Source organism: Roseibium sp. (assembly GCF_048261595.1).
Taxonomy (GTDB): Bacteria; Pseudomonadota; Alphaproteobacteria; order Rhizobiales; family Stappiaceae; genus Roseibium.
Genome location: NZ_JBLXFW010000004.1, coordinates 365,757 through 390,320, shown reverse-complemented (window position 1 = coordinate 390,320; position 24,564 = coordinate 365,757). Strand labels below are relative to the sequence as shown.

21 protein-coding genes are annotated in these 24,564 nt (G+C 59.7%); 20 read left to right on the top strand and 1 reads right to left on the bottom strand.

The window, feature by feature from the left end; all coding sequences use genetic code 11:
* Nucleotides 1–43 precede the first annotated feature (43 nt).
* The 20 genes from ACN0SY_RS15340 to ACN0SY_RS15245 all read left to right on the top strand — a co-directional run bounded on the left by ACN0SY_RS15340 (nt 44) and on the right by ACN0SY_RS15245 (nt 23,462).
* On the top strand, nt 44–1,078 hold the full coding sequence (locus ACN0SY_RS15340) for a PhoH family protein (RefSeq protein ID WP_417688742.1): 1,035 nt from the start codon (nt 44–46) through the stop codon (nt 1,076–1,078).
* A complete protein-coding gene (gene ybeY / locus ACN0SY_RS15335; RefSeq protein ID WP_417688585.1) occupies nt 1,078–1,611 on the top strand; it encodes an rRNA maturation RNase YbeY in 534 nt (177 codons plus the stop codon). Before ACN0SY_RS15340 ends, ybeY begins: the two co-directional genes overlap by 1 nt.
* Before the next feature lie 39 nt (nt 1,612–1,650).
* A complete protein-coding gene (locus ACN0SY_RS15330; RefSeq protein WP_417688740.1) occupies nt 1,651–2,793 on the top strand; it encodes a transporter associated domain-containing protein in 1,143 nt (380 codons plus the stop codon).
* A 102-nt stretch (nt 2,794–2,895) separates the two neighbouring features.
* Entirely contained in the window at nt 2,896–4,515 is a 1,620-nt protein-coding gene (lnt, locus tag ACN0SY_RS15325; RefSeq protein WP_417688583.1) for an apolipoprotein N-acyltransferase, read from the top strand.
* 188 nt (nt 4,516–4,703) lie between these two features.
* Nucleotides 4,704–5,111, top strand: a complete 408-nt coding sequence (locus tag ACN0SY_RS15320) for a helix-turn-helix domain-containing protein (protein WP_417688581.1) — start codon at nt 4,704–4,706, stop codon at nt 5,109–5,111.
* A 109-nt stretch (nt 5,112–5,220) separates the two neighbouring features.
* Nucleotides 5,221–6,393, top strand: coding sequence for a methionine adenosyltransferase (gene metK / locus ACN0SY_RS15315; RefSeq protein ID WP_417688579.1), 1,173 nt, complete (start codon nt 5,221–5,223; stop codon nt 6,391–6,393).
* A gap of 76 nt (nt 6,394–6,469) precedes the next feature.
* Nucleotides 6,470–7,156 (top strand): tRNA (guanine(46)-N(7))-methyltransferase TrmB, encoded by a 687-nt coding sequence (trmB, locus tag ACN0SY_RS15310; protein WP_417688577.1) that lies wholly within the window; start codon nt 6,470–6,472, stop codon nt 7,154–7,156.
* 226 nt (nt 7,157–7,382) lie between these two features.
* Nucleotides 7,383–7,973, top strand: coding sequence for a ribosome maturation factor RimP (gene rimP, locus ACN0SY_RS15305; protein ID WP_417688575.1), 591 nt, complete (start codon nt 7,383–7,385; stop codon nt 7,971–7,973).
* A gap of 75 nt (nt 7,974–8,048) precedes the next feature.
* Nucleotides 8,049–9,701, top strand: a complete 1,653-nt coding sequence (gene nusA, locus ACN0SY_RS15300; RefSeq protein ID WP_417688573.1) for a transcription termination factor NusA — start codon at nt 8,049–8,051, stop codon at nt 9,699–9,701.
* A 39-nt stretch (nt 9,702–9,740) separates the two neighbouring features.
* Nucleotides 9,741–10,394, top strand: a complete 654-nt coding sequence (locus ACN0SY_RS15295; protein ID WP_417688571.1) for an RNA-binding protein — start codon at nt 9,741–9,743, stop codon at nt 10,392–10,394.
* A gap of 7 nt (nt 10,395–10,401) precedes the next feature.
* Nucleotides 10,402–13,044, top strand: coding sequence for a translation initiation factor IF-2 (gene infB / locus ACN0SY_RS15290; RefSeq protein ID WP_417688569.1), 2,643 nt, complete (start codon nt 10,402–10,404; stop codon nt 13,042–13,044).
* A 99-nt stretch (nt 13,045–13,143) separates the two neighbouring features.
* Nucleotides 13,144–13,572, top strand: coding sequence for a 30S ribosome-binding factor RbfA (gene rbfA / locus ACN0SY_RS15285; protein ID WP_417688567.1), 429 nt, complete (start codon nt 13,144–13,146; stop codon nt 13,570–13,572).
* A gap of 90 nt (nt 13,573–13,662) precedes the next feature.
* Complete coding sequence (gene truB / locus ACN0SY_RS15280) at nt 13,663–14,607, top strand: tRNA pseudouridine(55) synthase TruB (RefSeq protein WP_417688565.1); 945 nt, start codon at nt 13,663–13,665, stop codon at nt 14,605–14,607.
* A gap of 198 nt (nt 14,608–14,805) precedes the next feature.
* The gene (locus tag ACN0SY_RS15275; RefSeq protein ID WP_417688563.1) at nt 14,806–15,585 is read left to right on the top strand and encodes a hypothetical protein; all 780 of its coding nucleotides are present in this window, start codon (nt 14,806–14,808) and stop codon (nt 15,583–15,585) included.
* Nucleotides 15,586–15,595: 10 nt separating this feature from the next.
* On the top strand, nt 15,596–16,108 hold the full coding sequence (locus ACN0SY_RS15270) for a hypothetical protein (protein ID WP_417688561.1): 513 nt from the start codon (nt 15,596–15,598) through the stop codon (nt 16,106–16,108).
* Between the two features lie 310 nt (nt 16,109–16,418).
* Nucleotides 16,419–16,688: a 30S ribosomal protein S15 gene (gene rpsO / locus ACN0SY_RS15265; protein WP_417688559.1), complete on the top strand. Its 270-nt coding sequence runs from the start codon at nt 16,419–16,421 to the stop codon at nt 16,686–16,688.
* Nucleotides 16,689–16,966: 278 nt separating this feature from the next.
* Nucleotides 16,967–19,096, top strand: a complete 2,130-nt coding sequence (gene pnp / locus ACN0SY_RS15260) for a polyribonucleotide nucleotidyltransferase (RefSeq protein ID WP_417688557.1) — start codon at nt 16,967–16,969, stop codon at nt 19,094–19,096.
* Nucleotides 19,097–19,238: 142 nt separating this feature from the next.
* Nucleotides 19,239–20,051 (top strand): 4-hydroxy-tetrahydrodipicolinate reductase, encoded by an 813-nt coding sequence (dapB, locus tag ACN0SY_RS15255; protein WP_417688555.1) that lies wholly within the window; start codon nt 19,239–19,241, stop codon nt 20,049–20,051.
* A 30-nt stretch (nt 20,052–20,081) separates the two neighbouring features.
* Nucleotides 20,082–20,702, top strand: a complete 621-nt coding sequence (locus ACN0SY_RS15250) for a 2,3-bisphosphoglycerate-dependent phosphoglycerate mutase (protein WP_417688553.1) — start codon at nt 20,082–20,084, stop codon at nt 20,700–20,702.
* 384 nt (nt 20,703–21,086) lie between these two features.
* Entirely contained in the window at nt 21,087–23,462 is a 2,376-nt protein-coding gene (locus ACN0SY_RS15245; RefSeq protein ID WP_417688551.1) for a methyl-accepting chemotaxis protein, read from the top strand.
* A gap of 93 nt (nt 23,463–23,555) precedes the next feature.
* Here ACN0SY_RS15245 and ACN0SY_RS15240 read toward each other — a convergent pair whose 3' ends face one another.
* Nucleotides 23,556–24,557, bottom strand: a complete 1,002-nt coding sequence (locus tag ACN0SY_RS15240) for an adenosine kinase (RefSeq protein ID WP_417688549.1) — start codon at nt 24,555–24,557, stop codon at nt 23,556–23,558.
* Between the last annotated feature and the right edge of the window lie 7 nt (nt 24,558–24,564).

Sequence of the window (24,564 nt, the reverse complement as noted above, 5' to 3'; positions counted from 1 at the left end):
GGCACGCAACGTACCGGATCAAAAGGCGGCTCCCGCCTCGGATATGACGCACATCGTTCTTGCGTTTGAAGACAACAGGCTGATCGGTGATCTTTTCGGTCAATTCGACCAGAACCTCGCCCTTATCGAGCAAAAGCTTGGCATCGATGCCATCGCCCGCGGGAACCAGGTGACCCTCAAGGGTTCACATGCGTCCTGCACTCAGGCGCGAAATGCACTTGAATCCCTCTACCAGCGCCTACAGCAGGGACACGACATTCACCCCGGTGATGTGGACGGAGCACTGCGCATGGCGCAGGCGGCAGAAGCACAATTGCCTCTGCCAACGCTTGAGCCGCGATCGCGGCTCGCCTTCGCGCAGATTTCGACACGGCGCAAAACCATCGTTGCGCGCACACCGACCCAGGATGCATATATCCGCTCCATGGACCGAGCCGACCTGGTTTTCGGAACGGGACCTGCGGGTACTGGCAAGACCTTCCTGGCGGTTGCCTACGCCGCGGCACTCATTGAGCGCGGCGATGCGGCCCGTCTTATCCTTTCCCGTCCGGCGGTTGAGGCTGGTGAACGTCTCGGCTTCCTGCCCGGCGACATGAAGGAAAAGGTCGATCCCTATCTGCGCCCGCTTTATGACGCGCTCTATGAGATGATGCCGCCTGAGAAGGTCGATCGCGGCCTTCAGTCGGGCATGATCGAAGTCGCGCCGCTGGCCTTCATGCGTGGCCGTACGCTGTCCAATGCTGTCGTGCTTCTCGATGAGGCTCAGAACACCACATCGATGCAGATGAAGATGTTCCTGACGCGCCTTGGTGAAGGCTCGAAGATGATCGTCACCGGCGACCCCAGCCAGGTCGACTTGCCTTCCGGACAGGTGTCCGGTCTGCGAGAGGCGCTCTCCCTGCTGAATGGCGTTGAGGGCGTTGCTCATGTTCAGTTCACCGAGGCGGACGTGGTCCGTCATGAACTGGTTGCCCGCATCGTCACGGCGTATGACAATGCTTCGCGTGAGGCAGCTCAGGCCAAGGAACGACGCCGTGCGGCCGCAGAAGCGGCCGCCAATGGCGCGGACGAAGGCTGATGGGCGAGACAGATCAGGCAGCCGTCGAAGGACTTCCTGACGATTTCCAGATCGATCTGTCCGTTGAGGCCGGGGAATGGCCTGACGAGACGACGTTGTATTCGCTTTGCCAGACAGCAATTGCCAAGGCCTTCGACGTCGGCCAGCTTGAAGCTGTCGATGGGTCGGAGGTTTCACTAGTCTTTACCGACGATGCGTCGATCCGCGAGCTGAACGCGAAGTGGAGGGACAAGGACAAGGCGACCAACGTCTTGTCGTTTCCCGGCAGCGATCCTGACGAGGAGGTCTATGGGCCCTTGCTGGGTGACATCGTATTTGCTCATGAAACGGTCGCGCGGGAAGCCGATGAGATGGGAATTGAATTCGCCCTCCATCTTTCCCATCTGGTAGTTCACGGTTTGCTTCACCTTTTCGACTATGATCACCAGGAAACGGATGAAGCAGAAGCGATGGAAGATCTGGAGCGCAGGGTTCTTGCTGCTTTGGGAATTGACGATCCATATGCAGACCGACCGTTGATTGCTGACGATTGAGGGCCCCAAGACTGGGGCGAAAATTGGTTCTTGATGACAATGACACAATCCGAGCCGCGAAGTAGTGACGCTTCATCTTCTGCACCGGGCGGGGGGAACGTTTCTTCTGACGAAGACGGACAACGACGCGGAGCCAGTGACGGCCCAGGCCTGTGGCAACGGCTCCGCCAAGTGTTCCAGGCGCGCCGACCATCCGTGAATCTGCGCGAAAACCTTGAAGACGAACTCGCTCGGGGTCCCGGTGAGAACGCGGCCTTTTCTCCCGAAGAGCGCCTGCTGCTTGGCAACATTCTGCGCCTGCGTGAGCTGCGTGTCGATGACGTCATGATCCCGCGCGCCGATATCGATGCTGTCGAGGCGGGGATCTCTATCGGTCGGCTGATGGAGTTATTCCAGGAATCGGGGCATTCGCGCATGCCGGTCTACGAGGAAACCCTCGATGACCCGCGCGGCATGGTTCATATCAAGGATCTCGTCGCGCTGATGTCGGAGAAAGGACGCCGGCAGGCTCCGGCCGCCTCCGCATCCGACGCTGACGAAGAAGCGGGCGACCAATCCAGCACCAACGGTACTGGTCATAATGCTCCAGCGCTTGATTTGTCCGAAATCGATCTGACGGTTTCGTTGAAGGCTGCCGGTCTGATCAGACAGCTGCTGTTTGTGCCGCCGTCCATGCCCGCTACCGACCTGATGGCGAAGATGCAGGCTGACCGTATCCAGATGGCACTCGTCATCGACGAATACGGCGGTACGGACGGCCTGGTTTCGCTTGAGGATCTTGTCGAGGAAGTTGTCGGCGACATCGAAGACGAACACGATGAGGACGAGGAGGCCATGCTGCAGCCTGCAAGCGATGGCGTCTGGATTGCCGACCCGCGTCTCCCGCTTGACGAGCTCGGAGAGGCTTTCGGGATTGACTTCGAAGCCAGTGAGGCGAGTGAAGACGTCGATACGCTCGGTGGCCTGCTGTATGTGTCTGTCGGCCGTGTGCCGGTCAGGGGCGAATTGTTGCTGGTGCAGGACGTGCCCGGCCACGAGTTCGAAATCCTGGACGCCGATCCCCGGCGGATCAAGCGCCTACGCATCCGTCGGCGTCGGCCGGAGGTCCGTGTGACAGAGCAGCGTCGGCGTCAAAAGCGGGAAGACCCTCAAGCCGGAGAAAAGAGTAGTCCGGAAGTTTGACATTGCAGAGGACCTGGATGATCGCCATGCGCGTTCATCTTGACCGTGTCCGTGTCTCAAGGCATTCCTTGCACACAGCGATTCAACCGGATCTATTTTCACATGGGTCAGATTTCGGCTGGCCTGATGGCTATTCCGACGACATGCCTTCTCTCCTGGGGGTGGCGTAGACGAGCGATCGCGTTCGCCGCCGGCCTCCTTGGTGCGCTCGGGTTGCCGCCTCTGGGCCTGTGGCCTTTGATGATCCTTGCTGTTCCAGTGCTCGCCTGGTTGCTGGATGGTGCCGTTGGCCGGCAGCAAGATCGGGCCGGAGCCCGCTGGTGGCGCGGGTTCTCGATCGGCTGGTGGTTCGGCTTCGGCTACTTCCTGACCGGATTGTGGTGGATCGGCTCCGCCTTTCTCGTCGATGGCGACAAGTTCGCCTGGATGATGCCCTTCGCCGTCGTTGCGATGCCCTTGGGGCTTGCCCTGTTTCCGGGCGTCGCACTGTCCGTTGCTGCGAGACTCTGGCCCGAGGGACCGCAGCGCGTCCTGGTACTGGCGACTGCCCTGTCGATGGGTGAGTATGCCCGCGGTCACCTATTTACCGGGTTCCCGTGGAACTTGTTCGGTCACACATTCTCGACGTCCTTGATCCTCGCCCAGACCGCGAGCATCGTCGGCGTTTACGGCCTGGGCCTGCTTGGCCTTGTGGTTGCCGGTCTTCCCGTTGTCCTGTTGGATCCCGTCCGCGCCCGCACCAAGCTGCTCGTCGGAGGCTTCGGCGTTCTGCTGGTTGCCGCCATGACGACGTTCGGGCTCCTTCGCCTGCATTGGTTCGACGACCCGGCGCCTGCCGCGCTGGACATCCGGATTGTCCAGCCCTCGATCCCGCAGGAAGAAAAATGGCTGCCTGAAAAGCGCGATGAAATCTTCAAGACATATCTTGATCTGAGCAGTCGCCCCTTGAGCGCTCAAGCGCGGGCTGACGCACCGCGTCTGCTTGTCTGGCCGGAGTCCGCCCTGCCGTTCCTGCTTAGTACCTCGCCTGAAGCGCTGCTGCAGATTGCCCGGACCCTTGATGGCCGAATGTCGCTGGCGACGGGGGCAATCCGGGCGGAAGCCGGGATCGAGCGTCCGGATTACTTCAACAGCGTCTACCTGCTGGGCTCGGATGGTGTGATCGAGGACGCCTATGACAAGGTGCGGCTGGTTCCCTTTGGCGAGTATTTGCCTCTTGAGAGCCTTCTGGAAGCTCTCGGCATTCGAAAACTGGTCACCGCTCCGGGCGCCTTCGTTCCCGGGTTCCGGCACAGGCTCATGACAACGGAAGATGATTTTTCCTTCCTTCCATTGATTTGCTACGAGGCCATCTTTCCGGGCATTTCGTCCTCGGCCGAGAAGCGGCCGCACTTCCTGTTGAACGTGACGAACGATGCGTGGTTTGGGCGCACACCGGGTCCATATCAGCATCTGCAACAATCGAAGCTCAGGGCAATCGAGCAGGGACTGCCCCTGGTCCGTGCCGCCAATACCGGGATATCGGTTGTGGTTGATGCCAAGGGGCGCGAAACGGGTCGGCTGGTTCTCGGTCGATCCGGGGTGTTGGATGCGGCGTTGCCGGGCAGGATGAAGAAAACTGCCTATACGGAATATGGCGATGGTATATACGCTATAATGTTGATATTGATAGCGTTTCTAATCGGGCTGGACAAATACAACCGGCACTCGCGTAAAAATTGATTTTTCGCCTTGGGTATGTGCTGATCCTGTGATACAACCGCAGTATCGCTACAGCTTAAGCGAATGAGAAGAAACGGTTTTCGGGTGTAGGGGTGTGCTCGGGGCTGACCTTGTCTGGTTGAAGTCCGCCGTTTCACGGGTGGTAACCGTGGCTTGAGGCCGCGAGAGCAAAGAAAGATGAAAGCCATATGCCCAGTAAAAAGGCTCCTAACCCCATTGATATCCACGTAGGAAGTCGCGTTCGTTTGCGCCGCATGATGCTCGGCATGAGCCAGGAAAAGCTCGGTGAAAGCCTCGGCATCACGTTTCAGCAGATCCAGAAATACGAAAAGGGCACCAACCGCATCGGTGCCAGCCGCCTGCAGCACATCGCAACGATCCTGAAGGTTCCGGTTGCCTTCTTCTTTGAAGACGCTCCGGGTTCCCCGGAGGAGGCCGAAGGTTTCGGTGAAACCCAGCCGACGTCCTACGTCGTGGACTTCCTGTCGTCGTCTGAGGGTCTTTCGCTCAACAAGGCGTTCGTGCGCATCGAGGACCCGAAGGTCCGCCGGCGGATCGTCGATCTCGTCCGCTCCCTGGCCGGCGACGACCAGTAATCGCATATGCGCGCTTGACCGAGTGCTAAACTTTTAGGATTGATACCCGAGGAAGCGGTGATGCGAGTCACCGCTTCTGTCTTATTCATTCCCAGAAGGACGTTCGCCAATGGCTCGTCAGAATTACCTCTTCACTTCCGAATCCGTTTCGGAAGGGCATCCCGACAAGGTGTGCGACCGGATTTCGGATGCCGTCGTAGACGCTTATCTCAGCGTGATGCCGGACGCCCGTGTTGCCTGCGAAACCCTCGCAACGACCAACCGGATCGTCATTGCCGGTGAAACCCGCGGTCCGGGGACCGTGACCAAGGATTACATCGCGCACCTGGCCCGCATGGCGGTGAAGGATATTGGATACGAGCAGGACGGCTTCCATTGGGAGACGTGTGACGTTGCTGTCCATCTTCACGCCCAGTCAGCGCATATTGCCCAGGGTGTTGATGCGAGCGACAACAAGGACGAAGGCGCCGGCGACCAGGGCATCATGTTCGGTTACGCCTGCCGCGAAACGCCGGAACTGATGCCGGCTCCGATCCTTTACTCGCACAAGATTCTCAAGACACTGGCGGAAGCCCGCAAGTCCGGCAGGGAGCCGGTGCTTGGTCCGGATGCCAAGAGCCAGGTGACGGTTCGCTACGAGAACGGCAAGCCGGTCGGTGTCACATCTCTCGTTCTGTCGACCCAGCATCTTGATGCTTCCCTGACATCCGACGATGTCCGCGCGATCGTCGAGCCTTACATTCGCGATTCCCTGCCGCAGGGCTGGATCACCGACGAGACCGTCTGGCACGTCAATCCGACCGGTGCTTTCGTGATCGGCGGTCCGGACGGCGACGCAGGCCTTACCGGCCGCAAGATCATCGTCGACACCTATGGTGGCGCAGCCCCGCATGGTGGCGGTGCGTTCTCCGGGAAAGACCCGACCAAGGTCGACCGGTCCGCAGCCTATGCCGCTCGTTACCTCGCAAAGAACGTCGTGGCGGCCGAGCTGGCCGAGCGCTGCACGATCCAGCTGTCCTACGCCATCGGCGTTTCCGATCCGCTGTCGGTCTACGTCGACCTGCATGGCACCGGGAACTGCGACGAGGCAAAGCTCGAGAAGGGCCTGCGCGAAGTCATGGGCCTGAGCCCGCGCGGCATCCGCGAGCACCTCAAGCTGAACAACGCCATCTACGAGCGCACCGCAGCCTACGGCCATTTTGGCCGCGAGCCGGAAGCCGATGGCGGCTTCTCCTGGGAAAAGACGGATCTGGTTGACGCACTGCGCACTATTGCGGGATAAGGCGCGCCAGACATCCTGAACGATAGGGAAATGAGCCGCCGGTCCGACAAGGGCCGGCGGCTTGATTTAAAGCACGATGACCGACCGATACGAAGGCTCCTTCTATGGCCGCCGCAAAGGCAAACCGCTCAGCCCCACACGCACGAGGCTGATGGAGGAGGAACTTCCGCGCCTGTCGCTGGATCTTGATACGCCGGCGCCTGCCGACTTGCGGTCTCTCTTCGACGTGACGGTTGACGAGGTCTGTCTGGAAGTCGGCTTCGGTGGCGGAGAACATCTTCTGCACCGCGCCCGTGAAAATCCCTCGGTCGGCTATATCGGGATCGAACCCTTTGTCGGCAGCATGGCCAAGGTGGTCACGGCGGTCACCGAAGCAGGCCTTCGGAATATTCGCCTGTATGACGACGATGCCGTCAACGTCCTCGACTGGCTGCCCGAAGCATCGTTGGACATGGCCTACCAGCTCTATCCCGATCCTTGGCCGAAGAAGCGCCACTGGAAACGCCGTTTCATCAACGAGAAGAATCTCGACCGCTATGCGCGGGTGCTGAAACCGGGCCACCAATTCCGCTTCGCCAGCGACATCGACACCTATGTCGACTGGACCTTGCGCCATTGCCGCGACCATGCGGCGTTCGAGTGGACCGCGGAAACGGCTTCAGACTGGAAAGAACCCTGGGCGAACTGGCCCGGAACGCGCTACGAGGCCAAGGCCATCCGCGAGAATCGGGTTCCCCGCTACCTGACCTTCCTGCGGGTCTGATCGCGCACCGGCTCGAAGGCGTTGTCCGGAAGGTGAGGCTTTGCCCTTGCCTTTGGCGGCGGTTTGCCTGTATATAGCCCGTGTTTCATCTCAAACGGCTTATATGAGCAGTGTGAGGGTGGGCCCCGCCGGGACCCGCTCCATTGTCGCTTACACCAAGCTCTTCGAGGTGTTGGAACGGGTAGGTCCGCAGGAATTGGCGGGCGTTACCGGACAGGAGTTGAGTGTGAACGCACACGAAAAACGTATCGTCACGGAAGAGGGTCTAGACGCCCGCGTTGCCGCCATCGTTGAGCCGGTGATCGAGGATCTCGGTTATCGGCTGGTGCGCACCAAGATCAGCGCGGCCAATGGTTGCACGCTGCAGATCATGGCGGAGCGTCCCGATGGCACGATGACGGTCGACGATTGCGAGACGATAAGCCGGGCTGTTTCGCCTGCGCTGGATGTGGATGATCCGATCAACCGGGCCTACCACCTCGAGATTTCCTCGCCGGGCATTGATCGCCCGCTGGTCCGCGCCAGCGACTTCGAGCGCTGGGCGGGGCACGAGATGAAGGTCGAGATGGCAGTCATGCAGGACGGCCGCAAGCGCTTCCGTGGAACGCTGCTCGGCGTCAAGGACGATGCTGCGCTGCTCCGCCTTCCGGACGTCAAGACCGGCGAGACGGACACGGCGGCGCTTCCTCTTGCCGATATCGGCGAGGCGCGCCTGATCCTGACCGATGATTTGATTACGGCTGCTCTGAAGGCAGAGAAGGCGGCGCTGGCCGCACGCGAGGCAGAGCAGTCTGCAGGGGACAACAAGCCCAACTAGGCAGCAGAAGCTGTCGGGCACGATTTTGAAACGCGCGAAACGACGAGATCAAAAGGCGCGAGAGGAGTGGATTGAATGGCTATCAGCGCGAACCGGCTGGAACTGCTGCAAATCGCTGACGCGGTTGCTCGGGAAAAGTCGATCGACCGCACCATCGTCATCACGGCAATGGAAGATGCGATCCAGAAGGCTGCAAGGTCCCGGTATGGCACCGAGACCGAAGTGCGGGCCGAGATCAATCCCAAGACCGGTGAAATCCGGCTCCAGCGTCTGCTGCAGGTCGTCGATCACGTCGAAAACATCTCAACCGAGATTGCCCTGGCAGACGCTCAGGCGCGCAATCCGGAAGCCGGCCTTGGCGACTTCATCGCCGAGCCGCTGCCACCGCTCGATTTCGGCCGTATCGCCGCGCAGTCTGCCAAGCAGGTTATCGTCCAGAAGGTGCGCGAAGCAGAGCGTGACCGTCAGTACGACGAATTCAAGGATCGTATCGGTGAAGTCGTCAACGGGGTGGTCAAGCGTGCCGAATACGGTAACGTCATTGTCGACCTCGGCCGCGGAGAAGGCATCGTCCGCCGGGACGAACTGATCCCGCGTGAAGCATTCCGCACCGGCGACCGCATTCGCGCCTACATCTACGATGTGCGCCGCGAACAGCGCGGTCCGCAGATCTTCCTCTCGCGTACCCATCCGCAGTTCATGGCAAAGCTGTTTGCCCAGGAAGTTCCGGAAATCTATGACGGTGTTATCGAGATCCGTTCGGTTGCCCGTGATCCGGGTTCTCGCGCAAAGATTGCCGTGATCTCCAAGGACAGCTCGATCGATCCGGTCGGCGCCTGTGTTGGTATGCGCGGTTCCCGTGTGCAGGCCGTTGTTGGCGAACTGCAGGGCGAAAAGATCGACATCATTCCGTGGAACGACGAGCCGGCGACGTTCATCGTCAACGCGCTGCAGCCGGCGGAAGTTGCCAAGGTCGTTCTCGACGAAGATGCCGAGCGTATCGAGGTTGTCGTTCCCGACGAGCAGCTGTCGCTGGCCATTGGCCGCCGCGGTCAGAACGTGCGCCTGGCGTCCCAGCTGACCGGTTGGGCAATCGACATCATGACCGAGCAGGAAGAGTCCGAGCGTCGTCAGAAGGAATTCCAGGAACGGTCCAACCTGTTCATGGAAGCGCTCAACGTCGATGAGATGGTCGGTCAGCTTCTTGCGACCGAGGGCTTCACATCTGTTGAAGAAGTCGCATATGTCGAGTTGGACGAGATCGCGATGATCGAAGGCTTCGACGATGACACGGCCGAGGAAATCCAGGCGCGTGCCCGCGACTACCTCGAGGAACTTGAAGCCAAGCTTGATGAAGAGCGCCGTGAACTCGGCGTCTCCGACGATCTGCGCGGCATCGACGGTCTGACGACTGCAATGCTGGTGGCCCTTGGCAAGGACGACGTGAAGAGCGTTGAGGATCTGGCAGGTTGCGCCACCGACGATCTTGTCGGCTGGAGCGAGCGTAAGGACGGCGAAACCACACGTCACGAGGGTGCACTGAGCCTGTTCGATCTTTCCCGCGCCGAAGCCGAGGCGATCATCATGGATGCGCGCGTCAAGGCTGGCTGGATCACCGAGGAAGAACTGCAGGCCCAGACGGCTGAAGAGCTCGAAGGCGAAGCCGAGGAAGGCGCGGAAGTCGCCGCGGAAGACGAAGCTCCGGCTGGATCGATCCTCAACGGCTAAGGCAATCGGGTCCCGAGGGACCCCGACTGGAGGTGGCTTGTGCCAAGGAAGAGTGAACCGACCGAGCGGCAATGCGCCGTCACCCGGGCGGTTCTGCCGGTCGAATGCCTGATCCGCTTTGTGCTGGGGCCGGACGGCCAGGTCGTTCCGGACCTGAAGCGCAGTTTGCCCGGACGTGGGGTCTGGGTTACCGCGACGGATGAATGCGTCCGTCGCGCCGAAAAGGAAGGCAAGAAGGTGTTCGGGCGCGGTTTCAAGACCGCAGCCGTTGTCGAACCCGGTCTGGCCGACCTTGTCGACACGCTGATGAGCAAGGCGGCCCTGTCCGCTTTGTCCATTAGCAGGAAGGCCGGCGAACTGGTTACTGGCTTTTCGAAGGTCGAGGCAGCTCTGCGCAAGGATCCGGTCATCGGACTGATCCATGCATCAGACGCAGCCGAGGATGGGATTAGAAAGCTTGCGGGCGTTGCCGCGGGCCGAAATGAGACTGCAAACGGGCCTCAAATCGTCCGTTTGTTCGATTCGACTCAATTGGATTTGGCATTGGGTCGGTCAAATGTGATACATGCTGCACTGCTTGCGGGTCAGGCGAGCGAAAATTTTCTGGCGCGAGCGCGCGCTCTTGAGGATTTCCGGTCGAATTCCGCCAAGAAAGACACGAGCAACGCAGCGGGTGCAGTTGCGCAGGACTGAAGGCAATATGAGCGATACGAAAAACCCAGGCGATAAGACAATCAGCGTTGAGCGCAAAACGCTCGGCCTCAAGCGGGGTGGTGGCGATCAGGGAACTGTTCGTCAGTCCTTCTCGCATGGCCGTTCCAAGGCGGTCGTCGTTGAAAAGAAAAAGCGCCGCGTGGTTTTGCCGGGGCAGGAAGCCAAGGCTGAACAGCCAGCGCTTCAGACGCAGCGGCTCGAGAAGCCTGCCGAGGTAGCACCGCGCAAGCCGCAACCTGATGCGCAGCAGGCCCGTCGTGCTGGCCAGCGCCAGAAGGGCGGAAACGTACTGCGTACGCTGACCAAGGAAGAGGCAGCAGCACGTGCCGCAGCCCTCAAGCTTGCTCAGGAGCGCGAAGTCGAGGAGCGCAAGCTCGCCGAGATCGAAGCCAAGCGCCGTGCCGAGGAAGAAGCACGCCGCAAGGTGGAAGAAGAGGCGCGTCTGAAGGCGGAAGAAGAAGCCCGCAAGGTTCGCGAGGCCGAAGAAGCCAAGCAGGCTGCTGAACGCGCCGAGGCAGAGGCCAAGGCTGCTGCTGAAGCGCCGGCAAAGGCTCCGGCAGCTGCAGAAAAGCCCGCTCCGGCGGCTGCTGCGCGCGCGGAGCGTCCGGCTCCGGCCCGTCCGGCCGCACGCCAGCAGGATGAAAGCGAAGACGATCGGAATGCGAAAACCCTTCGTCCGGTCAAGCGCCAGAAGGCAGCCCCGGCTCCGGCGCCCGCCCGTCCGCGTGGTGGTGATGATCGCCGCCGTTCCAAGCTGACCATTTCCACCGCGACCGGTGGCGAAGAACAGCGTTCGCGCTCTCTCGCTTCCATGCGCCGCCGTCAGGAAAAGGCCAAGCGTGGCCAGCAGCAGGTTGTCCGCGAGAAAATCTCCCGCGAGGTCATCCTTCCGGAAGCGATTACCATTCAGGAACTCGCCAACCGTATGGCCGAACGCGCCGTTGACGTGATCAAGCTTCTGATGAAGCAGGGTCAGATGATGAAGATCAACGATGTGATCGACGCCGACACGGCTGAACTGATCGCAGTTGAGATGGGTCACACCGTCAAGCGCGTCTCTGAAGCAGACGTGGAAGAAGGTCTCTTCTCCACACAGGACGCGGCCGAAACCCTGAAGCCACGGCCTCCGGTCGTGACCATCATGGGCCACGTCGACCACGGCAAGACCTCGCTGCTCGATGCCATCCGCAATGCCAAGGTGGCAACCGGCGAAGCCGGCGGCATCACCCAGCATATCGGCGCCTATCAGGTCGAGCAGAACGGCAACAAGGTTACCTTCATCGATACTCCGGGCCACGCGGCATTCAGCCAGATGCGTGCGCGCGGTGCCAAGTCGACCGACATCGTGATCCTCGTGGTCGCCGCAGACGATGGCGTCATGCCGCAGACCAAGGAAGCCATCGCCCACGCGAAGGCTGCCGACGTGCCGATCATCGTGGCGATCAACAAGATCGACAAGCCGGGTGCAGATCCGAACCGCGTCCGGACCGAACTCCTCAGTGACGAGATCGTCGTTGAAGGCATGGGCGGTGACGTGATCGACGTCGAGGTTTCGGCGAAGGCCGGCACCAACCTGGACAAGCTGCTCGAGATGATTCTGCTCCAGGCGGAAGTTCTTGAGTTGCAGGCCAACCCGGACCGGACCGCAGAGGGCATCGTCGTCGAAGCCCAGCTCGATCGTGGCCGTGGTCCCGTCGCGACTGTTCTGGTTCAGAAGGGTACGCTGCGTCCGGGTGACATTCTGGTGGCCGGTGCCGAGTGGGGCCGCGTTCGCGCGATGCTCGACGAGGACGGAAACCAGGTCAAGGAAGCAGGCCCGTCCAAGCCGGTCGAAGTCCTCGGCTTCCAGGGCACGCCTGCCGCCGGTGACATGGTCGCGGTGGTCGAGAACGAATCCCGCGCCCGCGAGATCGTTGACTACCGTCAGCGCCAGATCCGCGAGAAGGCCTCGGTGGTTGCTTCCGGTTCGCGCAGCTCGCTCGAGCAGATGATGAATCGCCTGCAGGAAACCGGCAAAAAGGAATTCCCGCTGGTGCTCAAGGGCGACGTGCAGGGTTCTGTCGAAGCTATCGTGCATGCACTCAACGAACTCGGCAACGAGGAAGTTGGCGCACGCATCCTGATGTCCGGCGTCGGTGGCATCACCGAAAGCGACGTCACGCTGGCTCTGGCGTCCAAGGCGCCAATCATCGGCTTCAACGTTCGCGCCAACAAGCAGGCCCGCGAAGCGGCCCATCGTGATGGCATCGAGGTCCGTTACTACAACGTGATCTACGACCTGGTGGACGACATCAAGGCCGCCATGTCCGGCCTCCTGTCGCCGGAACGTCGCGAGACCTTCCTCGGCAACGCGGAGATCAAGGAAATCTTCCACATTTCCAAGGTCGGCAAGGTTGCAGGCTGTCTCGTCACCGAAGGTGTTGTCGAGCGCGGTGCAAGCGTCCGCCTCATTCGCGACGACGTGGTCATTCACGAAGGCAAGCTGGGTACGCTCAAGCGCTTCAAGGACGAGGTCAAGTCGGTCGAATCCGGTCAGGAATGCGGCATGAACTTCGTCAACTACCAGGACATGCGTCCGGGCGACGTGATCGAGTGCTTCCGGGTCGAGGAAATCGCTCGTACGCTCTAAGCGTCGGAAGACGAAAATCAGCTACGCCGGCGCCGCACTCCAGTCGCGCCGGCGTCTTGCTTTTGGCGCGACCAGAGCGCGCATTTGATGGAAAAGATCATGGCACGACAACACGGACAGGGGGCAAGGGGCCCATCTCAGCGCCAGCTGCGCGTCGGCGAACTGGTGCGCAAGGAAGTGTCCGACATTTTGACCCGTGGCGAACTGGCCGACCCGGACCTCGACGGCGTGATCGTGACGGTCCCGGAAGTCCGCATGACGCCGGATCTGCGGCTGGCTTCCTGCCTGATCATGCCGCTCGGTGGCGGAGATGGCCCCAAGGTAGAAAAGGCGCTGAACCGCAGCGCCAAATATCTGCGCGGCCTCGTCGCCCGGCGCCTGACGATGAAATACACGCCCGATCTGCGGTTTGTCCTCGATACCCGCTTTGACGATGACGACCGGATCGGATCACTCCTTCATTCTCCGGATGTCGCTCGTGATCTGGATCACGAGGACGAAGCAGCAGAAGACCGCGGCGAGGACTGAAAACCGTCCCTCGGATAATCCGAACCGGGAATGCAGGCCTGTGTCCGCAAATTCCCGCTTCACTCAGAACGATATCTTCACGGGTCCCGCATGGCGCGTCAGAAACAAGTCAAAAGAAAGCGCAACCTCATCAACGGGTGGCTGGTGCTGGACAAGCCCTATGGCATCACCTCCAACGATGCCCTGGGCAAGATCAAGCGTATCCTGTCGCCACAGAAGGTCGGCCACGCCGGAACGCTCGATCCGCGGGCCTCGGGCTGTCTCCCGCTCGCTTTCGGTGAGGCGACCAAGACCGTTTCATTTGTCATGGACGGGCGCAAGATCTACCGCTTCGAGGTGACCTGGGGCGCGGAAACGAACACCGACGACACCGAAGGCGATGTCGTCGCCACGTCTGACGTTCGCCCGGATGAAGTAGCGATCCTTGAGGTCCTGCCGGAATTCGTCGGGACGATCATGCAGGTTCCGCCTGCGTTTTCTGCGATCAAGGTCGATGGCGAGCGCGCCTACGATCTTGCTCGCGACGGCGAGGAAGTCGTTCTGGAGGCCCGGCCGATCGATGTTCATCGACTGGACCTTGTCGAAATGCCCGACGAGAACCGTGCAGTTTTCGAGGCTGAATGCGGCAAGGGAACCTATGTTCGTGCGCTTGCACGCGATCTCGGCCGCAGGCTCGGAACTTGTGGCCATGTCACCGAGCTTCGCCGCCTGCTGGTCGGCCCGTTCCTGGAAGAGGACATGGTCACGCTCGATGAGCTTACGCAAGCCGCGGAAGAGCTGGAAGAAGGCGAAGGCATAGAGGCACTGGTCGACGAATTCATCCTGCCCCTGCGCGATGCCATGGACGATCTTGCCGAAGTCCCTGTCTCCCTCGACGATGCTGCCAAGATCCGCAAGGGAATGGCCGTCCTGCTGCGTGGCCGTGAGGCTCCGCTGTCCTGTGATGCGGCCTTCGCCAGCCATGCCGGCGAGCCGGTTGCCCTCGGAAAGGTCGAGAAAGGCCGCTTCCAGCCGAGCAGGGTGTTTAATCTCTAAGCATTGAAAAACATGTTGGAAGTGGCCTGTTGAGTGCATGGTTGCAAAGGTCAAACGGCATGGAGTCGGTCTTGTTCCCGCCTAACATCACTGGGGGGGCAATAACCGACCGACATCCATTGGTGGCAAAGACTACGTTTGCTCGCATTTGTCTAAAATGATACTCTTAGGCTACGTTGCCGTAGTTGAGAGCAGACAATGTCGAGCAGTGGACCAATAGAAGAAAGCAGTTCCATCGAGCCGCCAACTCCGCCTGAACGCTCGTCCGGTCAAGAGAATACGCTACGTCAGTTTGTCTCGTGGTCTTCGGACTTTTTAAGGCATCATCCCGAGTTTGGCGTAGTTCCATTAATCGTTGTAGTCTATCTGGTCTTAAAAGATCATATTTCGGATACTTCAAGAATTGGGCCATTTATTTATGTTTGTCTATTTGTTACAATAATACCATTTATTCTGCGGCTCTTAAAATTTTTCGTATCCTTGTTGGTCGATGGGTCTTTCTTGAATTTTATTGACGCGATCACGAGGGTTTTCGTTGTAGCGGCTTTTCTATTTGGGGCCTTCGCCTTAGCAGATAATTACTGGACCGATAATGAAAGGCTGGCTCAAGAGGGTTTCTCTTCGGAGGTCCTTTCTGCGGCTGAAGAGCAAGGTTTTGTATCCAACGTGAGCAGGATATTCTGGGAATTTTGGGGGGTACCAGGTCGCGAACCCCTCATTCAGGGCCAGAAACCAGTCGAAAGCCCTCCCGCAGGTTCAACGTCAACGATTGATGTGAGTCCGGAAGCGTCATCGCGATCCGGTTCTGAAAACTCCGATCAGAGTAACCCTCTTACCGTCAAACGAAATCCAGACCCTTTGCCAGTTGAAAATCTATCGAGCAAAGAGAGGCAAGACAAATACGCCAACTGCATCTCGAACGAGCACAAGACAGGAAGTATCGAAGGAATCTACGCGTGTGTTGATATCTTAAATTAGGGAGCACGGCATGGCTAAATTTCCAGTTGGATCAACGGTTATGGCTTTGATTTTTATTATGGGTGTTGAAGCGGTGCCTGCTCAAGGAAGTAAAAGAGAGTTGATCGCTGCTTGCGTCAAGGTCCGGACGCAGGAAATTCAAAGAGAGTCTGCAACAAGAATTTCTTCAAATGGCAACGTCACGTGTCCCGCTGGCGATGTTGTGGGCTTCCCTCCGAGAGAGAGAAAACATAACAGATCGGCACGCATCTCTGTCCAGGCGGGTGGGGGGCGTATCATCTGCTCCCATGTAGTTCCCGAGGTAAACGAGAAGTCAAACAATGGCGGACGGCGGGGTAACTTCGAATTTTCGCCGGATAACACAGGCGTTTCCATTGCGATTGCCTGCAACGGAGCCGGTATTGGGCAGGGACGGAGATGGTATGATGCGGACTTGGTTGCACACAGTTGTCTGCGGATCGATCAAGATATGATCCTTGATGCGACGTTGGAGTGTGCGGCAAAGCTCGGCACCTCCCAATAAGCATTCATAAAGCCCGACGAAGGTTCCGGAGATGAGCGGCTCATTCCGCTCGGCACCACTTGGTCCCAACCTTGGCTTGGAACGGGTGCTACAAGTGTCGCGCAAAGGAGGGAGGCCTCAGATAAATTCCCTCTTTCTTTTGTTCACCTTTTCCGCCATATTCCGCCGCCATTGGGTCCATTGATCCAATCCGATCCTGCCAGCCGTTGCTGACCGACATCTCGGCTCTTGGCGATAGCGGGTTCGGGCCGGGTATCCGGCGCCCATCGAAGGCCGCTTCGGCGGCCTCATCTTTTGAAAGGATAAAACGATGTCGATTACTGCTGAGCGTAAGGCTGAGTTGATCAAGGAATACGCTACCAAGGAAGGCGACACCGGCTCTCCGGAAGTCCAGGTTGCTATCCTCACCGAGCGGATCAACAACCTCACCGAACACTTCAAGGGTCACGGCAAGGATAACCACTCCCGCCGCGGTCTGCTGAAGATGGTCGCTTCGCGCCGTTCTCTCCTCGACTACGTCAAGGGCAAGAACGAAGACCGCTACAAGTCGCTGATCGAGCGTCTTGGCATCCGCCGCTAAGGCAAGAATTCCGGGAAACGCGGTGGGCCGATTGCCCGCCGCGTTTTCTTTTGGGCTTCCGCAAAACGGTTCCCTTTCGAGGGAAACCGCTCTATAGGAAGCACGTGACAGTCATGGGGCAGGATTGCCGGCCGCTTTCGACTATTGAAAGTTGCTCGTCGTCTTGCCCGTGGCTTGTCCGATCGGTAACCGGCCCATACGGGGCCGACCGATAATTGTCCCTCGCGCGCACGGTAGATCGTCAGCCGCGCGACAGGACGAAGCTGTAAGGGATGATGATGTTTGATATTCATCGTGTAGAAGTCGAGTGGGGCGGACGCCCGCTCGTCCTCGAAACGGGCAAGGTTGCCCGTCAGGCCGATGGCGCCGTTCTGGCGACCTACGGCGAAACCAAGGTCCTGGCGACCGTGGTTTCCGCAAAGGCTCCGAAGCCGGGCCAGGATTTCTTCCCGCTCACCGTGAACTACCAGGAAAAGGCATTCGCCGCCGGTAAGATCCCGGGTGGCTACTTCAAGCGCGAAGGCCGTCCGTCCGAGCACGAGACCCTGACCTCGCGTCTGATCGACCGCCCGATCCGTCCGCTGTTCGCAGACGGCTACAAGAATGACACCCAGGTCGTCATCACGGTCCTGTCTCACGACATGGAGAACGCTCCGGACATCCTGGCCATGGTTGCATCTTCTGCTGCCCTGACCATCTCCGGCGTTCCCTTCATGGGCCCGATCGGCGGCGCACGCGTCGGTTACATCAACGGCGAATATGTCCTGAACCCGCTTGTCGACGACATGCCGGAATCGTCTCTGGACCTGGTTGTTGCCGGTACCGCCGACGCCGTCCTGATGGTTGAGTCCGAAGCAAAGGAACTCGACGAAGACACCATGCTCGGCGCCGTCATGTTCGGCCACCGCGGCTTCCAGCCGGTTATCGATGCCATCATCAAGCTGGCTGAAACCGCTGCCAAGGAACCGCGCGAGCTGAACGTTCCGGATCACTCCGCGCTGTTCGAAAAGATCAAGGGCATTGCTGCGGACGATCTGAAGGCCGCCTACAAGATCACCGTCAAGACCGATCGCAAGAACGCAGTCGACGCTGCCAAGGCCAAGGTTGTCGAGGCTCTGATCACCAACGCTGCGGAAGGCGAAGCGCCGGAAGCAACCGTTCTTGGCGACCAGTTCAAGAAGCTGGAAGCAGAAATCGTCCGTGGTGGCATCCTCGATACCGGTTCGCGCATCGACGGCCGTGACCTGTCGACCGTTCGCCAGATCGTGTCGGAAGTCGGCATCCTGCCGCGCGCACATGGCTCCTCGCTGTTCACCCGTGGTGAAACCCAGGGCCTCGTTGTCGCGACCCTTGGCACCGGTGAAGACGAGCAGTTCGTCGACGCGCTGGAAGGCACCTACAAGTCCCATTTCATGCTGCACTACAACTTCCCGCCCTACTCGGTCGGTGAAACTGGCCGCATGGGTTCCCCGGGACGCCGCGAAATCGGCCACGGCAAGCTCGCATGGCGCGCCATAAACCCGATGCTGCCGGCTCATCATGAATTCCCGTACACGCTGCGCGTCGTTTCGGAAATCACCGAGTCCAACGGTTCGTCCTCCATGGCGACCGTCTGCGGCACGTCTCTGGCCATGATGGACGCTGGTGTTCCGCTCAAGGCTCCGGTGGCCGGTATCGCCATGGGTCTGATCAAGGAAGGCGATCGCTTCGCTGTCCTGTCCGACATTCTGGGCGATGAAGATCACCTCGGTGACATGGACTTCAAGGTAGCCGGTTCCGAAAATGGTATCACCGCGCTGCAGATGGACATCAAGATCCAGGGCATCACCGAAGAGATCATGAAGGTCGCACTGGCTCAGGCCAAGGACGGACGTGTTCACATCCTCGGCGAGATGTCCAAGGCGATCACCGAAGCCCGTTCCGAGCTCGGCGAACATGCTCCGCGCATCGAAGTGATGAAGATCCCGGTCGACAAGATCCGTGAAGTCATCGGTTCCGGCGGCAAGGTCATCCGCGAAATCGTGGAAAAGACCGGCGCCAAGGTGAACATCGAGGACGACGGCACCGTCAAGATCGCCTCTTCCGATGGCAAGGCCATCAAGGCAGCGGTGAACTGGATCAACTCCATCGCGGCCGAGCCCGAAGTTGGCGTGATCTACGAAGGTACGGTCGTGAAGTGCGTTGATTTCGGCGCATTCGTGAACTTCTTCGGCGCCAAGGACGGTCTGGTCCACATCTCCCAGCTCGCCCCGCGCAAGGTTGCCAAGGTGACCGATGTCGTCAAGGAAGGCGAAAAGGTCTGGGTCAAGCTCATGGGCTTCGACGAGCGCGGCAAGGTCCGCCTGTCCATGAAGGTTGTTGACCAAGAGACCGGCAAGGAAATCGAAAAGGACAACGAAGCCGAATAAGGCGCGTTGCTTTTGTGAATGAACCTGAACAGGGCGGGCTCGGCATCGAACCCGCCCTGTTTTTTGTCTATACCTGTGGTGATTTGCCAGCGATTGTGAAGCTGGCTATACCGCAGCCGACTGTATGGAAATGAGGACAAGCATGAGCGAGATGCGCATTGTTGTGGTGGGTGCCGCCGGTCGCATGGGCCGTGCTCTCGTGCGCGCAGTAACCGGGGCCGGTGGGGCACGGGTAACGGGGGCGATCGAGCGCGAGGGTTCGGAATTCGTTGGGCAGGACGTTGGCGAACTGGCTGGCGTCGGCAAATTGGGCGTGCCCGTGACGACAGACGCGCTGACCGCCTTCGCAGCGGCCGACGGTGTTCTCGACTTCACCGCACCCAAAGCCTCTTTGTGGTTTGCGGAACTTGCTGCTCAGGCTCGCATTGTTCACGTGATAGGAACGACCGGCTGGGCGGCTGACGAGGAAGAGCCATTATATGCCGCCGCACGCCATGCTCGCATCGTCAAATCGGGAAATATGAGCCTCGGCGTAAACCTGCTCGCAGCTCTGGTTCGCAAGGCCGCAAAGGCTCTCGACGCGGATTTCGACATCGAAGTGCTCGAAATGCACCACAAGCACAAGGTGGATGCGCCTTCGGGAACCGCGCTTCTGCTTGGCGAGGCTGCCGCCCAGGGTCGTCAGATCCCGCTGGCCGAGCACTCGGTGCGGTCGCGCGATGGCATCACCGGCGCACGCAAGGCAGGCGACATTGGCTTTGCCACGCTTCGCGGTGGTTCCGTGATCGGGGAGCATTCGGTGATCTTCGCAGGCGAAGGGGAACGCATCGAGCTGACCCACCGGGCGGAAGATCGCCAGTTGTTTGCCAAAGGCGCCGTCAAGGCGGCCTTGTGGGCCTTCGACAAGAAGCCGGGTTTCTATTCAATGGCCGACGTCCTCGGCCTCAACGATTGATCCTATTCAAGAACGCAAGGGAGATCGACCATGGAACGCCTTTTGGTGTTAGTCCGTCACGGTCAGAGTGAGTGGAACCTGAAAAATCTTTTCACCGGCTGGAAAGATCCGGATCTGACGGCGCAGGGCGTAGGCGAGGCGAAGAACGCCGGTACACAGCTTCGCGACATGAAGCTGAAATTCGATCTGGCCTTCACGTCCGATCTCCAGCGCGCTCAGAAAACCCTGGCGCTGATCCTTGACGAACTCGGGCAGCAGGACCTTACGACCGTCAGGAACCAGGCTCTGAACGAGCGTGACTACGGTGATATCACCGGCATGAACAAGGATGAGGCCCGCGAGAAATTCGGGGAGGAGCAGGTCCACATTTGGCGCCGTTCCTTCGACATTCCACCTCCTGGCGGCGAGAGCCTCAAGATGACCGCCGAACGCGTTCTCCCTTACTACCACGCTGAAATCCTGCCGGAAGTACTCTCGGGAAAGCGGACCATTGTCGCCGCTCATGGCAACTCGCTGCGCGCTCTGATCATGGAGCTTGAAAACCTGTCGCCGGAACAGATCCTGAAGCGTGAACTGGGAACCGGCGCTCCGATCATCTACCACCTGAATGAAGATGGCGAAGTGACCAGCGTCGAAGACCTTGCCAGCTGACGACTGGCCATATGCCTTAGCGGCATCAACGGCAAAGGGCGGCATCGGGCCGCCCTTTTTCTTTTGCTGCTGACAGGGGAGGAAGGTGCGTTGCCTCATTCGAGGCAACGGCTGCGCCCAGCTGATCGGCATTCGTCGATTTGGGACTGTGAAAAGTGGCATATAAATGTCATAAAAAAATAAAGACTATTAAAATCAAACATTTATCGACGAAAATTTCATTGAGCCGGCTTTCTTTTAAGATTCGGTTCATAGACTCAAGGCGATCTACGCCCGCGAACATCCAATGTTGCGGAGCACAATATGCCTGTTCACAGAAGCCCTCTCCGGGCGTTTAACGACCTCAGTTTCGGTTACAAGGTTTCAGGGGGTTTGGGGGCGGTCTTGTTACTTGCCGGGGCCGTTGGCGCGATCTCCATGGTGACGATTTCCGGTCTGACCAGCCGCTCGATGGTTTCCGAACAGGCTAGTGTGGTCATGGCTGCCGTGCAGGACGTCTCGACCGCGCGCGAGGCGTATCTACTTGATCGGGAGCCGCACCGGGCAGATACCGCCCGCCTGGAAATCCAGGAACTCCGCGCCGCTCTGGAGACCCTGCGAAGCCTTCTGGCTGAGCGCGGCGAGGCAGAGAGCGGCGTGGCCGGGGCTATCGTGGCAACAGCAGAGTTTGAAACCGCTTTCGAGATGGTAGTACGCCGCTTCGCGGACCAACAAGAGACGATCGAACAGGTTATCGCCGCAGGTGACCAGCTGGGGCAGCTGACGCAGTTGATCAGCAGCGAAGTCGGAAAGGCTCAGACTTCGGCCGTTGCGCAGGCCGAGGTTGCGGGGCGAACCCAGGAGGCTATTCGTCTTGTGGACCTCAAGGCATCGACCATTGAGGCCGAGGCCTTGAACCTCGCTCCGCGGTTTGGCCGCGACGGAAAATACAAGCAGAAAGAACTGACGGACGAGGTCATGAAGGAGATCTCGCACTCCCTTGCGACGATTGGAGCCGCGGGAACGACACTCGCGCAGATGAAGGCCCTCCATCTGGATCAGGACATCGTCAAATCACTTTCACAGGCGGCGGAGGCTCTTCAGACTGCTCTGCCCGACCTTCTGGTCGAGACCAACCTTTTCAACAAGATGGGGATGAAAAAGACGGTCGCGGATCTGCTCGGGTCACTGGAACGCGAAGCCGTCGGTCTCCGCTTTGCGAATTACGCGGTGCTCGGAGACGGTCTGGCAGCAGCGACCCAAACGCAGAACCGATTGGCGAGCCTTGCCGCTGTCAGCCAGAAGGCGATCGCCCTGGCAACTGCGGTATCGCATATCTCGTCTGGAGCGGTGGAAATGCTTGCAGATCCCGGCACGAACCAAGCCGGTGCCATCGCACGAGAGATCGGGACCTTGCAGGATCTTGCCAACTCGCTGAAAGCCGCCGGTGCAGTACTGCCCGCTGCCGCCGCCAGTATCGACGCGATGCCCGATGCGATCGCACAATACGATGCCGCCTTCTCCGCGATCATGGCCACGCGGTCAGAGCTGAGCCGGCTGCAGGTCCGCTTGCAAGGGCTGGCAACCGATGTGAGCGTCCAGATTGGTGCAATTGCAGCCGATCATGCGGACAAGTCTCGATCTGCGGGTCAGGCGGCCTTCCTGACCATTGGGGTCGCGCTTGCGCTTGCAATTGTTGTCGGCCTCGCATTGGCCATCGCTCTCAATCTTGCGATCGTTCGGCCGATCCGCATGATGACGGACGTCATGGCCAGGCTCGCCAGGGGCGACCTTGGGGTCAATATCCCGGAGGTTGCACGCCGGGATGAGATCGGCGAAATGACCCGCATGGTGCAGGTATTCAAGGATAGTGCCATTGAGCGTGACCGCTTGCGGGCTGCGCAGGACGAAGAGGATGAACTTGCGCGAGCACGTCAGCAGAGAGTCGAACGTCTCATAGACGGGTTCCGTGCGACGGTTGGGGAACTTCTGGCAGCGGTCGGAGGCACATCAGCGGGACTGGATGCCACCGCACAGGATCTGACGCGGATCGCACAGGCAAGTGCCGAGCGCGCCCAAGCCACAGCCGAAGCGTCCGGTCAGGCAAGCCGCAATGTCGGCACAGTCGCATCCGCGGCTGAAGAACTGGCAACGTCCATTTCCGAAATTTCGGGTCAGATCGCTCGCACCACCGACGTTGTGGGCCGTGCGTCCCAAAGCAGCCGTGAGACAAACCGCAAGGTGGAAAGCCTGGCCGAAGCGGCAGCACGTATCGGAGAAGTCGTGACGCTGATAAAGGCGATTGCCGAGCAGACCAATCTTCTGGCGCTGAATGCCACCATCGAGGCGGCTCGTGCCGGAGATGCCGGAAGGGGCTTTGCCGTTGTTGCTGCGGAGGTGAAGGAACTGGCTACCCAGACCTCCCGGGCGACCGAGGATATCGCCGGTCAGATCGCGGCCATCCAGGCTGCGACGAGCGATTCCGTTGAGGCGATCGCCTCTTTTGCCCTGACGATGAACGAAGTCGATACCTATACTGGAGCCATCGCATCTGCGGTTACCCAGCAGGGTGCGGCAACCAGCGAGATCTCGGACAATGTCCAGCGCGCGGCAGAAGGCACGGGTGTCGTTGCGGCAAACGTCAGGGACCTTTCGTCAGCGGTCGAAGCGACGTCGTGCTCTTCCGATCAGGTCGTGCGTGCATCGGAAGAACTGAACTCGAAAACAGAGGCCCTGCAGGACGTGATCGACAGGTTCCTGCGCGAGGTTGCAGCCGCTTGATGACAAGTCGGCAGGGCAAGGCCTGGCAAATCAGAAGGGCGGCCAATGGGCCGCCCTTCATCGTTTCTTGACCAATCGGGTCTCTGGTCCGGATCAGACCTCGAAACCGCTCTGTTCGGCAATATGCTTCAGCGGCCGCTCCGGGCGAGCACCGACATGTCGAATGACGTTGGAAGCGCATAGGCAGCCAAGGCTGAGGGAAGACTTCAGGTCGTAGTCACGGGCAAAGCCGAACAGGAAGCCGGAAGCAAACAGGTCACCGGCGCCGGTCAGATCGACGACATCGTCGACTTTCTCGGCCTTTGCGCTGATCACTTCGCGCTCTGTGATCGCCATGGCGCCATTTTCGCCGAGGGTAAGCGCCGTCAAGGCGCCGCTCTGCCGGGCCGCTGCAACGGCGGTATCGAGATCTGCAGTCTCGTACAACGCCTTGATCTCGTGCTCGTTGGCGAACATGACGTCGACGACGCCGTCCTTCAAAAGGCCAAGGAACTCAGACCGATAACGGTCGACACAGAAGGAATCCGACAGGGTGATGCCGACCTTGCGTCCGTTGGCGTGGGCAATCTTCGCCGCTTCCAGGAAGGCCTTCTTGGCTTCCTGGGGGTCCCACAGGTAACCCTCCATATAGGTGATGGCGGAGGCAGCTACGACATCAGCGTCGACGTCGGCGGGTGTGAACTCCACACAGGCTCCGAGATAGGTGTTCATGGTCCGCTCGCCGTCCGGTGTGATCAGGATCATCGAGCGGGCGGTCGGGTTTCCGCCGACAAGGCGGGGCGTTTCGAAATGAACGCCAGTGCCCTTCATGTCATGAGCGTAGCTGTCGCCAAGCTCATCGTTGGCCACCTTGCCGAAATAGGCCGGTGAGCCGCCGAGGGAAGCGATACCCGCAGCGGTGTTGCCGGCACTTCCGCCGGATATGCGCACGGTCTGGCCCATCTTGTCGTACAGGCGAACGGCTTCTTCGGTGTCGATCAGCCGCATGGAGCCCTTCACCAGGTCTTCAACGACCAGGAAGTCTTCCTCGACATGGGCGAACACGTCGCAGATTGCATTTCCGATGCAAAGAGCATCAAAACGGATGTCGGTCATTCAACTG

What these genes read in the sequence shown, in the direction of transcription:
- dapB (WP_417688555.1), top strand. Translation starts at nt 19,239, where the DNA reads ATGAGCGAGATGCGCATTGTTGTGGTGGGTGCCGCCGGTCGCATGGGC.
- ACN0SY_RS15250 (WP_417688553.1), top strand. Translation starts at nt 20,082, where the DNA reads ATGGAACGCCTTTTGGTGTTAGTCCGTCACGGTCAGAGTGAGTGGAAC.
- pnp (WP_417688557.1), top strand. Translation starts at nt 16,967, where the DNA reads ATGTTTGATATTCATCGTGTAGAAGTCGAGTGGGGCGGACGCCCGCTC.
- ybeY (WP_417688585.1), top strand. Translation starts at nt 1,078, where the DNA reads ATGGGCGAGACAGATCAGGCAGCCGTCGAAGGACTTCCTGACGATTTC.
- trmB (WP_417688577.1), top strand. Translation starts at nt 6,470, where the DNA reads ATGACCGACCGATACGAAGGCTCCTTCTATGGCCGCCGCAAAGGCAAA.
- metK (WP_417688579.1), top strand. Translation starts at nt 5,221, where the DNA reads ATGGCTCGTCAGAATTACCTCTTCACTTCCGAATCCGTTTCGGAAGGG.
- lnt (WP_417688583.1), top strand. Translation starts at nt 2,896, where the DNA reads ATGGGTCAGATTTCGGCTGGCCTGATGGCTATTCCGACGACATGCCTT.
- ACN0SY_RS15320 (WP_417688581.1), top strand. Translation starts at nt 4,704, where the DNA reads ATGCCCAGTAAAAAGGCTCCTAACCCCATTGATATCCACGTAGGAAGT.
- nusA (WP_417688573.1), top strand. Translation starts at nt 8,049, where the DNA reads ATGGCTATCAGCGCGAACCGGCTGGAACTGCTGCAAATCGCTGACGCG.
- ACN0SY_RS15330 (WP_417688740.1), top strand. Translation starts at nt 1,651, where the DNA reads ATGACACAATCCGAGCCGCGAAGTAGTGACGCTTCATCTTCTGCACCG.
- truB (WP_417688565.1), top strand. Translation starts at nt 13,663, where the DNA reads ATGGCGCGTCAGAAACAAGTCAAAAGAAAGCGCAACCTCATCAACGGG.
- rpsO (WP_417688559.1), top strand. Translation starts at nt 16,419, where the DNA reads ATGTCGATTACTGCTGAGCGTAAGGCTGAGTTGATCAAGGAATACGCT.
- rbfA (WP_417688567.1), top strand. Translation starts at nt 13,144, where the DNA reads ATGGCACGACAACACGGACAGGGGGCAAGGGGCCCATCTCAGCGCCAG.
- ACN0SY_RS15275 (WP_417688563.1), top strand. Translation starts at nt 14,806, where the DNA reads ATGTCGAGCAGTGGACCAATAGAAGAAAGCAGTTCCATCGAGCCGCCA.
- ACN0SY_RS15270 (WP_417688561.1), top strand. Translation starts at nt 15,596, where the DNA reads ATGGCTAAATTTCCAGTTGGATCAACGGTTATGGCTTTGATTTTTATT.
- infB (WP_417688569.1), top strand. Translation starts at nt 10,402, where the DNA reads ATGAGCGATACGAAAAACCCAGGCGATAAGACAATCAGCGTTGAGCGC.
- ACN0SY_RS15240 (WP_417688549.1), bottom strand. Translation starts at nt 24,557, where the DNA reads ATGACCGACATCCGTTTTGATGCTCTTTGCATCGGAAATGCAATCTGC.
- ACN0SY_RS15340 (WP_417688742.1), top strand. Translation starts at nt 44, where the DNA reads ATGACGCACATCGTTCTTGCGTTTGAAGACAACAGGCTGATCGGTGAT.